Raw genomic sequence first — 12,158 nt, forward strand, 5'->3', positions numbered from 1 at the left:
GACAGCCCGCCCGGTGCGTGATCGGGTGGGGGCGTGCAGCTGCTCCCCGGTCCGGTGCGCCGGTTCGCCGCCTGGTGCGCCGTCATCCTGCTCGCCAGCGGTGTCGTCTACGTCGCCGTCCGGCTCTGCGTCGAGTTCCGCACCGCGGTGACCCCGGCGCTGCTCGCGCTGCTCGGCACCGCCCTGCTCCGGCCGCTGCACGCCCGGCTGGTGAAGGCCCATGTGCAGCGGTCGCTGGCCGCCGGGCTGACCTGCGCGGCCGTACTGGCCGTGGTCGGCGGGGCGGTGTACATCGTGGTCTCCGCGCTGGTCGAGACCGGCGACCAGATCGTCGCCTCCGTGCGGGACGCGGCGAAGGGCATCGCCGACCACTTCGGTGCGGCGGGCACCTCGCTGGACGACGTGGCCTCCAACGCCCGCGAACTGCTGGGCAAGTTCGGCGGCACGGCCGCCTCCGGCGTGGTGACCGGGATCAGCGTCGTCGGCGAGATGATCGCCATGGCCGTGCTCGCCCTGCTGCTCGTCTTCTTCTTCCTGCGCGACTCCGACCGCGCCGTCACCACGGTGCGCGCCCTCGCCCCGCCCGGCGCCGCCGACACGGTCGAGGCCATGGCCCGGCGGGCCTTCGGGGCCGTCGAGGGCTTCATGCGGGGGACGACCCTGATCGCCCTCATCGACGCGTTCTGCATCACCGTCGGCCTGCTCGTCCTGCGCGTCCCCGGCGCGGTCGGGCTCGGGGCGCTGGTCTTCGTCGGCGCCTACATCCCCTATCTCGGCGCGTTCATCTCCGGGGCCGTCGCCGTGCTGGTGGCGCTCGCCGACCGGGGGTTCGTCATCGCCCTGTGGGCCCTCGGCGTGGTGCTGGCCGTGCAGGTGCTGGAGGGACACGTGCTCCAGCCGATGATCCAGAGCCGTACCGTCCAGATGCACCCGGCCGTCGTGCTGCTGGCGCTCACCGCGGGGGCGTCGGTGGCGGGCATTCTCGGGATGCTGCTCGCCGTGCCCCTGACCGCCGCCGCGTTCGGGATCGTGCACGAGTTGCAGGGGCGTTACGGGGCCTCGGACTCGTAGAGCTCGTACCAGATGCTCTTGCCCTCGCCGCGCGGGGCGACGCCCCACGCGTCCGCGAGCAGCTCGACCAGCATCAGCCCGCGTCCGGAGGACGCCATCTCGCCCGGCCTGCGCTTGTGCGGCAGGTCGTCGCCGTTGTCGGTGACCTCCACCCGGATCCGCCGCTCGCCCGGCTCCCCCGCCACCTCGGCGACGAGCAGGGCGTCGGTGTCGGTGTGGACCAGGACGTTCGTCAGCATCTCGGAGAGCAGGAGTACCGCCGCGTCGCGCTGCTCCTCGCCCGGCCAGTCGTGCAGCAGGTCGCGCAGATGCTGCCGGGCGGTGGCGATCCGGGCGGGCTCGGCCTGGGCGACCGTCAGCATCGTGCGCCGCACCGGTGCCCGGGTGGCGGTGGATTCGCCGCAGCCGCAGCCCTCGCCCTGCCGGCACAGCAGCACCAGCGCGATGTCGTCCTCCCGGCGGTCGGACAGCGGGCCGACGGTGTGGTGCGAGGAGGGGCCGTGCACGGCCTGGACCAGCGCGTCGGCCAGCTCCTCCAGACCGCCGGTGTGCTCCTCCAGGATCACCCGCAGGCGGTGCCAGCCGCTCTGCAGATCGTGGCCGCCGGTCTCGACCAGGCCGTCCGTGCACAGCATCAGGGTGTCCCCGGGTTCCAGGGCGAGCCGTGTCGTCGGGTAGTCGGTGTCCGGGTCGATGCCCAGCGGCAGCCCGCCCGCCGTGGCGAGGATCAGCGCCGTCCCGTCCGCCATCCGCACCACCGGGTCCAGGTGCCCCGCGCGGGCGCTCTCCACGGTGCCGGTGGCGGGGTCGACCTCGGCGTAGTAGCAGGTCGCGAAGCGCAGGTCGCCGGGGTCGTCCTCGGCCGCGGCGAGACCGTGGAAGAAGTGGGAGGCACGGGCGAGCACCGCGTCGGGACGGTGCCCCTCGGAGGCGTAGGCGCGCAGGGCGATGCGCAGCTGCCCCATCAGCCCGGCGGCCCGCACGTCGTGGCCCTGGACGTCGCCGATCACCAGGGCGAAGCGGCCCCCGGGCAGCGGGATCATGTCGTACCAGTCGCCGCCGACCTGGAGGCCGCCGCCGGTGGGGACGTAGCGGGCGGCGACGTCCATGCCGGGGATCTCCGGGCCGAGCATGGGCAGCATCGAGCGTTGCAGCCCCTCGGCCAGCTCCCGCTGGTTCTCCGCGGCGCCGGCCCGGGACAGGGCCTGGGCGAGCATCCGCGCCACTGTGGTCAGCACCGAGCGCTCGTCCGGCGTGAACGCGACCGGGTAGGTGAAGGCGGCCATCCAGGCGCCCATCGTGCGCCCCGCCACGGTCAGCGGCAGATAGGCCCAGGAGCGGCGGCCGAAGCGTTCGGCGAGCGACCACGTCATGGGATAGCGGGACCGGTACTGCTGCGGGGAGGAGAGGTAGACCGCGCGGCCGGTGCGGACCACCTCGGCGGCCGGGTAGTCGGTCTCCAGGGACATGTCCACGAACGGGTTGGCCTCGTCGTCCGGCTGCCCGTGGTGCCCGATCACGGTGAGGCGGTCCCCCGAGACCCCGAACACCGCGAGCCCGTCCGGGGAGAACCCCGGCATCGACAGCCCCGCCGCGACCCGCAGCACCTCCTCGGTGGACCGCGCCTCGGCCAGGGCCCGGCCCGCGTCCAGCAGGAAGGCCTCCCGCGAGCGGCGCCACTCCCCGGTGACCGCGCTGAACCCGCCGGGGGTGCCCGGCCTCGGCTCGGCGACCTCCTGGAGGGTGCCGGTCAGCACGTACGCCTTGCGCTCGCGGTCGAAGGAGGGCTTGGAGCGGCTGCGTACGACCCGGACGATCTGGCCGTGCTCGTCCATGATCCGGATCCGGACCTCGGCGAGGGTGCCCTCGGCGACGGCGAGCTGGACCACCCCGGTGATCTCGTTCCAGTCCACCGGATGCAGCCGGGCCCGTACCTGCGCCTCGGTGAGGGTCGCCGGTCCGGCGGGCAGGCCGAGCAGGCGGGCGGCCTCTCCGTCCACCGTGACCTCACCCGTAGCGGTGTCCCAGTGCCACAGTCCGGTCGCGAGGGCGGCAAGGACGTCCCCCACCTCGGGCAGGGGCTCACCAGTGCGCATTGCCCCACTTTAAGAAGAGGTCGTCGACCGCTGCCACCGCTCGTGGCGGCCCCGCGGAGCGTCAATCGGGAGGAAGGCAGCCGTGGCTGCCCGGTACGCTGGGGTTGTTTCACGTGAAACGCGAAACACCATCCCCGATCCGCGAAGGCTGGATGAACGACGATGCATCGGTACAGGTCCCACACCTGCGGCGAGCTCCGCTCCTCTGACGTCGGCACCGACGTCCGACTGAGTGGCTGGCTGCACAATCGGCGCGACCTGGGCGGCATCCTCTTCATCGATCTGCGCGATCACCACGGCATCACGCAGCTCGTCGCCCGTCCGGGCACCGAGGCCTACGAGGCGCTGGACAAGCTGACGAAGGAATCGACCGTTCGGGTCGACGGCAAGGTCGTCTCCCGCGGCGCCGACAACATCAACCCCGACCTGCCCACCGGCGAGGTCGAGGTCGAGGTGGGCGAGGTCGAGCTGCTCGGCGCCGCCCAGCCGCTGCCCTTCACCATCAACACCGAGGACGGGGTCAACGAGGAGCGGCGCCTGGAGTACCGCTTCCTGGACCTGCGCCGCGAGCGCATGCACCGCAACATCATGCTGCGCACGTCGGTGATCTCCTCGATCCGCAGCAAGATGGTCGCCCTCGGCTTCAACGAGATGGCGACGCCCATCCTCACCGCCACCTCCCCCGAGGGCGCCCGCGACTTCGTCGTGCCCTCCCGCCTGCACGCGGGCCGCTTCTACGCCCTCCCGCAGGCGCCGCAGCAGTTCAAGCAGCTGCTGATGATCTCGGGCTTCGACCGGTACTTCCAGATCGCGCCCTGCTTCCGCGACGAGGACGCCCGCGCCGACCGCTCGCCGGGCGAGTTCTACCAGCTCGACGTCGAGATGAGCTTCGTCGAGCAGGAGGACGTCTTCCGCCCGATCGAGCAGCTCATGACCGAGCTGTTCGAGGAGTTCGGCAACGGCCGCCACGTGACCTCGCCGTTCCCGCGGATCCCGTTCCGCGAGGCGATGCTGAAGTACGGCTCCGACAAGCCGGACCTGCGCGCCCAGCTGGAACTGGTCGACATCACCGACGTCTTCGAGGGCTCGGAGTTCAAGGCCTTCGCCGGCAAGCACGTGCGCGCGCTGCCCGTCCCGGACGTCTCGGGCCAGCCCCGCAAGTTCTTCGACCAGCTCGGCGACTACGCCGTCTCGCAGGGCGCCAAGGGCCTGGCCTGGGTGCGCGTCGGCGAGGACGGCAAGCTGTCCGGCCCGATCGCGAAGTTCCTCACCGAGGAGAACGTCGCGGAGCTGACCAAGCGGCTCTCGCTGGCCCCCGGCCACGCGGTGTTCTTCGGCGCGGGCGAGTTCGACGAGGTCTCCAAGATCATGGGCGCGGTCCGCGTCGAGGCCGCCAAGCGCGCCGGCCACTTCGAGGAGAACGTCTTCCGGTTCTGCTGGATCGTCGACTTCCCGATGTACGAGAAGGACGAGGAGACGGGGAAGATCGACTTCTCCCACAACCCCTTCTCGATGCCGCAGGGCGGCATGGACGCCCTGGAGAACCAGGACCCCCTGGACATCCTCGCCTGGCAGTACGACATCGTCTGCAACGGCGTCGAGCTGTCCTCCGGCGCCATCCGGAACCACGAGCCGGAGATCATGCTCAAGGCCTTCGGGATCGCGGGCTACGACGCGGAGACCGTGGAGCGCGAGTTCGCCGGCATGCTGCGCGCCCTGCGCTTCGGCGCCCCGCCGCACGGTGGCATCGCCCCGGGCGTCGACCGCATCGTCATGCTGCTGGCCGACGAGCCCAACATCCGCGAGACCATCGCCTTCCCGCTCAACGGCAACGCCCAGGACCTGATGATGGGCGCCCCGACCGAGCTGGACGAGACCCGGCTGAGGGAACTGCACCTGACGGTGCGCAAGCCGCAGCCCAAGTAGTCCGCGGCGGCCGCACCGCGGCGACCGTCGTTCCTGATCCGTCGGGCCTGATCTGCCGTTCCTGATCCGTCGGGCCCGGTCTGCCGGTTCTGATCTGCCGGTTCTGAATCACGAAGGAGAAGTGCTGTGCCCCTGGTGTCCGTCGTGATGCCCGTGTACAACTCGGCGGCCACCCTCGGCGCAGCCGTCCGGTCGGTGCTCACGCAGACCCACGGTGATCTGGAGCTGCTGGTCACCGACGACCAGTCCTCCGACGGCTCCATGGACCTGCTGCGCGAGTTCGCCGCCCAGGACGAGCGCGTCCTGCCCCGCTCCGCGCCGGAGCGGGGCGGCGCGGGCCGGGCCCGCAACCTCGCCATCGAGCGGGCCCGCGGGGACTACGTCGCCTTCCTCGACTCGGACGACATGTGGCTGCCGGAGAAGACCGAGAAGCAGCTCGCCTTCGCCGCGGAAGGCACCGCGCCCCTGACGTTCACCTCGTACTTCAAGATGGACGCCGACCACGACGGCGAGAGCACCGACTGGGTCCCCAACGGCCGGGTGATCCGCGCGCGGGGGCACGTGGACTACCGCGCGATGCTGGTCCAGGACCACATCGGTGCCCTCACCGCCATGTACGACCGCAACGTCCTGGGCACGAGGCTGATGCCCGAGATGCGCAAGCGCCAGGACTACGCCCTGTGGCTGTCGATCATGCGGGACGGCGCCGACGCCCGGGGGCTGGCCGAGCCGCTCGCGGTGTACAGGGCCCATCAGGCGGGATCGCTGTCCTCCAACAAGCTCTCGCTCGTGGAGTACAACTGGGCCCTGTACCGCGAGCACGAACACCTGTCGGTGCCGCGGGCGACGCGGGCACTGGCCGGCGCCGTGTGGCAGTCGCTGCGCAACTCGCGCATCTAGCCCGCCCGGGGCTACCGGGCCACGAACTGGGTCAGGATCGCCTGGACCTCGTAGATGTCGACGCCCTTGGTGAAGGTCTTCTGGACGGGGGTCTGGGAGCCGGAGAGCCAGATCTTCAGTTCGGCGTCGAGGTCGAAGTGGCCGGCGGTCTCGACCGCGAAGTGCGTGATGCTGCGGTACGGGATCGAGTGGTACTCGGTCTTCTTGCCCGTGATGCCCTGCTTGTCGACCAGGATCAGCCGCCGGTCGGTGAACAGGATGGTGTCGCGGATCAGCAGGTAGGCCGCGTGGACCTGCTCGCCCTGGCCGAGCAGGCGCGCGTACTCCTGCTGCGCCTGGGCCGGGTCGATGCTGTGCGCGTTGCCGAAGAGTGCCATGGATGTCCCCCACGTGAGCCGGTTCTTCGTTCGATCTTCGCAAACGCCGAGGGCCCGGGAGAAGCTGCTGCCTCTCCCGGGCCCCTGCTGTAGCGAGCGCGTTACGCGGCCGGCTTCTCCTCGAGACGCGGGAAGAGCACCGCGCCCTTGGTGACCGTCGCACCGGCGGGCAGCCGGCCCCAGTCCGCCGCGTCCTGGACCCGCTGGTCCGCGAGGGCGCCCAGGGAGGGCTCGGCGCCGAGGGAGTCCCAGAGCTTCTGGGAGGTGTCCGGCATGACCGGGTTGAGGAGGACCGCCACGGCGCGGAGTGCTTCCGCGGCCGTGTAGAGGATCGTCGCCAGGCGGGCCTTGCCCTCCGGGGACTCGTCCTTCGCGACCTTCCAGGGCTCCTGCTCGGTGATGTAGCCGTTGACCTGCTTGACGAAGTCGAAGACCGCCAGGATGCCGCCCTGGAAGTCCAGCTCCTCGCCGATCTTCCGGTCCGCCTCCGCGACCGCCCGGGCCAGACCGTCGTGGATCGCCTTCTCCGCGTCACCGTCGGCCGTCGCGGCCGGCAGCTCGCCGCCGAAGTACTTGTTGACCATGGCCGCCACGCGGGAGGCCAGGTTGCCGTAGTCGTTGGCCAGCTCGCTGGTGTAGCGGGCGGAGAAGTCCTCCCAGGAGAAGCTGCCGTCCTGGCCGAAGGCGATCGCGCGCAGGAAGTACCAGCGGTACGCGTCCACACCGAAGTGCGAGGTCAGGTCCTGCGGCTTGATGCCGGTCAGGTTGGACTTCGACATCTTCTCGCCGCCGACCATCAGCCAGCCGTTCGCGGCGACCTTCCCCGGCAGGGGCAGGCCCTGCGCCATCAGCATCGCCGGCCAGATGATCGCGTGGAAGCGGAGGATGTCCTTGCCGACGAGGTGGACGTCCGCCGGGAACGTCGACTCGAAACGTGCCGGGTCCTCGTTGTAGCCGACCGCCGTGGCGTAGTTCAGCAGGGCGTCGATCCACACGTAGATGACGTGCTTGTCGTCCCAGGGGACCGGGACGCCCCAGTCGAAGGTCGAGCGGGAGATGGAGAGGTCCTGGAGGCCCTGGCGGACGAAATTCACGACCTCGTTGCGCGCGGACTCGGGCTGGATGAAGCCCGGGTCGGCCTCGTAGTGCGCGAGCAGCCTCTCGCTGTACTCGCTGAGCTTGAAGAAGTAGTTCTCCTCGCTGAGGATCTCCACCGGCTTCTTGTGGATCGGGCACAGCTTCTGGCCCGCGTACTCGCCCTCGCCGTCGAGCAGCTCGCCGGGGAGCTTGTACTCCTCGCAGCCCACGCAGTACGGGCCCTCGTAGCCGCCCTTGTAGATCTCGCCCTTGTCGTACAGGTCCTGCACGAACTCCTGGACGCGGTCGGTGTGCCGCTTCTGCGTGGTGCGGATGAAATCGTCGTTCGCGATGTCGAGGTGCTCCCACAGGGGCTTCCAGGACTCCGTGACGAGCTTGTCGGCCCAGGCCTGCGGGGTGACCCCGTTCGCCTCGGCCGTGCGCATGATCTTCTGACCGTGCTCGTCCGTGCCGGTGAGGTACCACACCTTCTCGCCGCGCTGGCGGTGCCAGCGGGAGAGCACGTCGCCTGCGACGGTCGTATAGGCGTGGCCCAGGTGAGGAGCGTCGTTGACGTAGTAGATGGGGGTCGAGACGTAGTACGCCTTCGCCCCCTGCTTCTCGGTTCCAGTGGCCGCCATGGTCGAAATCCTACTGGGCCCGCGGAGATCGACTCACACGCGTTTCGGGGGGTGGACGGGGGGCTTCCCCTTCGTCCACCCCCCGAGGGGTCGTGCGTGCGGCTGTTGCGACCGGCTACGGGCGCCAGGTGGCCAGTACGGCCTCGTACAGCTCCTTGTCGGTGAGCTCCTTCGGGGTCTCGCCGGCCAGGAGGTGGGAGGCGTTGCCCGTCTTGAGCTTGCGGAGGTAGTCGAAGGCCTTGTTCTCCGGGTCGCCGAAGGCGACGAAGGAGAAGTGGACGTTCGGGTGGTTCGCGGCCGCCTTGGTGAGGGACTGGGTCGCGGGGGTCTTGGCGTCGGGGGCGCCGTCGGTCTGGAAGATCACCAGGGCGGGGGTGCCGGGCTCCGCTTCCTTGGTGTGGTGGGCGAGGACGGCCTCTACGGCGGCGTGGTAGCTGGTGCGGCCCATGCGGCCGAGCGCTGCGTGCAGCTCGTCGATCTTGTTCTCGTGGTCGGTGAGGGTGAGGTCGCCGGTGCCGTCCACCTCGGTGGAGAAGAACGTGACGTGGACCGTGGCCTCGGGGTCGAGGTGTGCGGCGAGGGCGAGGGTCTGCTCGGCGAGGGCCTGGGCGGAGCCGTCCTTGTAGTACGGGCGCATGGAGGCGGAGCGGTCGAGGACCAGGTGGACCTTGGCGCGGGTGCCGGTGAGGTCGTGCTTCTTGAGGGCGGTGGCGGCGGCCTTGTAGGCGGTGGTGAGGCCGGGGGCGCGGGAGCGGAGGCGCGCCGCGGGGGTTGCGGGTTTTGACGCCTCGGCTGCGCCTTCGGCGTCCGTGTTCCCACCCGCACCGCCCGTGCTGCCTTCGTTGTCGGGTGCGGGTGGCCCCTGTGGGGCTTCCTCGCCGTCGGCGGCTGCGGGATCGGGGGTGGGCTCCGGCTCCGCCTCGGCCTCAGCCTCCGCCTCGGCCTCAGCCTCCGCCTCGGCCTCAGCCTCCGGCTCGGCCTCAGCCTCCGGCTCGGCCTCAGCCTCCGGCTTTGCCTCGGGCTTCGCCTGGACCTCGGCCTTCGGCTTCGCCTGGGGCTCGGGCTTCGGCTTGGCCTCCGGTTTGGCCTCCGGCTCGGGGGTTGCCTCCGCTTCCGGGGTCGGGGTCGGGGTGGTGGTCGGCGGGTCCGTTGGCTTGGGGACTGTGATGTTGGTGAAGGCGGCCTTGACGAGGTCGTGTTCGTCGGGGGTGGATTCCGAGCGGGGCTCGGGGATCTGGGAGGACTCCGGCTCGGCCGCGGTGGTCTCGGCCGGCTCCGGGGGTGCGGTGGGCTGGGACGGGAGCTTCGGCTCCGGCGCGGTGACCGGCGGTGCCGTCTCCTGCGTCGCACCCTCCGCCTGTGCGGTCCGTTCCTTGCGTGAGCGGCCGAACGCGTTCCGCAGGAGAGTGAGAATGCCCATGAGCGCAACCCTTCGCGTGAGTTGATGCCGTCAATCCCTGGCCAGGACGGACACGTAAGGTTAGCGGTCCCGGCTTGTGATCTTGTGCAGGGTCTGACATGCGGGCGGCGAGGCGTCAAGGGTGGATCCGGACGCCGTCGTAATTCCCCTGCGGATCACACGGGTTCACCCTCCGTTCACTGCGACGCCCGGTCCCGGCACGTGTGCGCGCCTACGGTCGCGCTGACACCAGGGCATACAGGGATTCTCAAGGGGAGAACACAGTGCGCAAGATCCTGCCGTTGATCGGGACGCCGTCCGGTTCGCATCCTGGCGGCCGGTCCGCGATGACCTGCCGTTTCCGGTGTGGTGACGCCTGCTTCCACGAGGTGCCGAACACCAGCTCCAACGAGTACGCCGGCGATGTCATCGCCGGTGCGCTCAGCCGCCGTTCCATGATGCGTGCCGCCGCCGTCGTGACCGTCGCCGCGGCGGGCGCCGGGGCCGTCGGCGTGGCGGGGGCGCCGTCGGCGCAGGCCGCGCCCGCGGCCGGAAAGGGGCACGGGAGGCCCGCCAAGGCGTCCGGTGCGCGAGGGCTGCGGTTCACGCCCGTCGCGCCCAACACCGACGACGCCGTGACCGTTCCGGAGGGGTACCGGCAGGAGGTCGTCATCCGTTGGGGTGAACCCATTCTGCGCGGGGCGCCCGCCTTCGACCCGGAGCAGCAGAGCGCCGAGGCGCAGGCGGGGCAGTTCGGGTACAACAACGACTTCCTCGCGCTGCTGCCGCTGCGGGGCGAGCACGACCGGCAGCTTCTCGTCGCGAACCACGAGTACACCGACGAGGTGCTCATGTTCCGCGGCTACGACCCCGAGAACCCGACCCGCGAGCAGGTCGAGATCGCCTGGGCCGCGCACGGGCTGTCGGTCGTCGCCGTGGAGGAGGAGCGGCGCAGCGGGCGGCTCACCGCGGTGTCGCGGCATCGGCTGAACCGGCGGGTCACCGCCACCAGCGAGTTCCGGCTGACCGGCCCGGCCGCCGGGTCCGACCTGGTGAGGACCTCCGCCGACCGCAGCGGCCGCAAGGTGCTCGGCACCCTCAACAACTGCTCCGGCGGCACCACCCCGTGGGGCACCACGCTGCACGGCGAGGAGAACTTCAACCAGTACTTCGCCAACAGCAGCCGGGACACCGACAAGCGGTACGGGATCGGGACCGGGGCCACCGAGCGCAAGTGGGAGCGGTTCGACAAGCGGTTCGACGTCGCCCAGGAGCCGAACGAGGTGCACCGGTTCGGGTACGTCGTGGAGCTGGACCCGTACGACCCGGACTCGGCGCCGCGCAAGCACACCGCGCTCGGCCGGTTCAAGCACGAGGCCGCGACCGTGCGGCTGACGTACGACGGGCGGCCGGTCGTCTACACCGGCGACGACGAGCGGTTCGACTACTTCTACAAGTTCGTCGGCAGCAAGCGGATGCGGCACGGCAGCTCCCGCTGGGCGCGCGAGCACAACCTCTCCCTGCTCGACGAGGGGACGCTGTACGTCGCCAGGCTCAGCGGCGACTCCCCCGCCATCGAGATCGACGGGACGGGGACGCTGCCGCGCGACGGCGAGTTCGACGGCGGCGGCGAGTGGATTCCGCTGGTCACCGCCACGGAGCGCGGTGCCGTCTCGCACGTCGAGGGGATGAGCGCCGAGGAGGTGTGCGTCTTCACGCGGCTCGCCGGGGACAAGGTCGGTGCGACCAAGATGGACCGGCCCGAGGACATCGAGCCGTCGCCGACGACCGGCAAGGTGTACGTCGCCCTCACCAACAACTCCAACCGGGGCAAGACCGGTTACGCGGGCCCCGACGAGGCCAACCCGCGCAACTCCAACAAGCACGGCCACGTCCTGGAGCTGACCGAGCGGTGGAACCGGGCCGACGCCACCCGCTTCGGGTGGTCGCTGTTCCTGGTCGCGGGTGACCCGGAGGACCCGGCGACCTACTTCGCGGGCTTCCCCAAGGACCGGGTCAGCGCGATCTCCTGCCCGGACAACGTCGCCTTCGACGACCACGGCAACCTGTGGATCTCCACCGACGGCAACGCGCTCGGCACCCACGACGGGCTCTTCGGTGTGGCGACCCGGGGTGACCGGCGCGGTGAGCTGAAGCAGTTCCTGACCGTGCCGACCGGCGCGGAGACCTGCGGCCCGCTCGTCCAGGACCGGCGGGTGCTGGTCGCCGTGCAGCACCCGGGCGAGGTCGACGGTGCCTCCGTGGACCAGCCGGCCAGCTCCTGGCCCGACGGGCCGGGGAGGATCGTGCGCCCGGCGGTCGTGGCGGTGTGGCGCGCGGACGGCCGCGACATCGGCGTCTGAGGCGGACGGTAAGCCAAGGGGGGAGCGGTCAGTCGGCCGCCGCGTGCAGGGTCGGGTCGACGACCGGTGCGCGGTGGCCGGTGCCGGCCAGGTCCAGGAACCGGGCGTCGCGCGCGGCGAAGTCCCCGGAGACCAGGACGTGGTCGATCTGCGTGCCGAACACGGGGAGGGCCCGCGCGGGCCGGCCGGCCGTGCGGTCCTCGCCCGCGAGCCGGGCCGCGTCGCGTCGCGTCGCGCATCGCACCGCGAGCGAAAGGCCGGGACTTGCACGCCGGGACCGGCACGGCGACCGGCACGTGGACGGACGC

Annotated in this window: 8 protein-coding genes and 1 pseudogene; 4 read left to right on the forward strand and 5 right to left on the reverse strand. The window is 71.1% G+C overall.

All coding sequences use genetic code 11. From position 1 onward, the window contains the following. Nucleotides 1-33: 33 nt before the first annotated feature. Complete coding sequence (locus ACFV9J_RS10030; RefSeq protein WP_385352359.1) at nucleotides 34-1,071, forward strand: AI-2E family transporter; 1,038 nt, start codon at nucleotides 34-36, stop codon at nucleotides 1,069-1,071. On the opposite strand, the gene ACFV9J_RS10035 is transcribed toward ACFV9J_RS10030, so the two are convergent. Continuing rightward, nucleotides 1,050-3,167, reverse strand: a complete 2,118-nt coding sequence (locus ACFV9J_RS10035) for a SpoIIE family protein phosphatase (RefSeq protein WP_385352361.1) — start codon at nucleotides 3,165-3,167, stop codon at nucleotides 1,050-1,052. The genes ACFV9J_RS10030 and ACFV9J_RS10035 overlap by 22 nt on opposite strands. Nucleotides 3,168-3,329: 162 nt before the next feature. On the opposite strand from ACFV9J_RS10035, the gene aspS reads away from it, so the two are divergent. Both aspS and ACFV9J_RS10045 read left to right on the forward strand, forming a co-directional pair. Continuing rightward, nucleotides 3,330-5,093 carry an aspartate--tRNA ligase gene (aspS, locus tag ACFV9J_RS10040; protein ID WP_385352363.1) on the forward strand — a complete coding sequence of 588 codons (1,764 nt, stop codon included), beginning with the start codon at nucleotides 3,330-3,332 and terminating at the stop codon, nucleotides 5,091-5,093. Between the two features lie 126 nt (nucleotides 5,094-5,219). Then, a complete protein-coding gene (locus tag ACFV9J_RS10045) occupies nucleotides 5,220-5,993 on the forward strand; it encodes a glycosyltransferase family 2 protein (RefSeq protein WP_385352365.1) in 774 nt (257 codons plus the stop codon). Between the two features lie 11 nt (nucleotides 5,994-6,004). Here the strand turns inward: ACFV9J_RS10045 and ACFV9J_RS10050 are convergent, their stop codons facing one another. From ACFV9J_RS10050 to ACFV9J_RS10060, 3 genes are all read right to left on the reverse strand, one after another. Beyond that, on the reverse strand, nucleotides 6,005-6,370 hold the full coding sequence (locus tag ACFV9J_RS10050; RefSeq protein WP_003975148.1) for a PH domain-containing protein: 366 nt from the start codon (nucleotides 6,368-6,370) through the stop codon (nucleotides 6,005-6,007). A 101-nt stretch (nucleotides 6,371-6,471) separates the two neighbouring features. Beyond that, complete coding sequence (gene metG / locus ACFV9J_RS10055) at nucleotides 6,472-8,088, reverse strand: methionine--tRNA ligase (protein ID WP_385352368.1); 1,617 nt, start codon at nucleotides 8,086-8,088, stop codon at nucleotides 6,472-6,474. A 115-nt stretch (nucleotides 8,089-8,203) separates the two neighbouring features. Then, complete coding sequence (locus ACFV9J_RS10060; RefSeq protein ID WP_385352370.1) at nucleotides 8,204-9,508, reverse strand: VWA domain-containing protein; 1,305 nt, start codon at nucleotides 9,506-9,508, stop codon at nucleotides 8,204-8,206. A 263-nt stretch (nucleotides 9,509-9,771) separates the two neighbouring features. On the opposite strand from ACFV9J_RS10060, the gene ACFV9J_RS10065 reads away from it, so the two are divergent. Continuing rightward, on the forward strand, nucleotides 9,772-11,850 hold the full coding sequence (locus tag ACFV9J_RS10065) for a PhoX family protein (protein ID WP_385352372.1): 2,079 nt from the start codon (nucleotides 9,772-9,774) through the stop codon (nucleotides 11,848-11,850). Nucleotides 11,851-11,878: 28 nt separating this feature from the next. Here ACFV9J_RS10065 and ACFV9J_RS10070 read toward each other — a convergent pair. Further along, nucleotides 11,879-12,076 (reverse strand): annotated as a pseudogene (locus ACFV9J_RS10070) (endonuclease/exonuclease/phosphatase family protein); the annotation flags it as partial. Nucleotides 12,077-12,158: the final 82 nt, after the last annotated feature.

Source organism: Streptomyces sp. NPDC059906 (genome assembly GCF_042730645.1).
GTDB lineage: Bacteria > Actinomycetota > Actinomycetes > Streptomycetales > Streptomycetaceae > Streptomyces > Streptomyces rubrogriseus.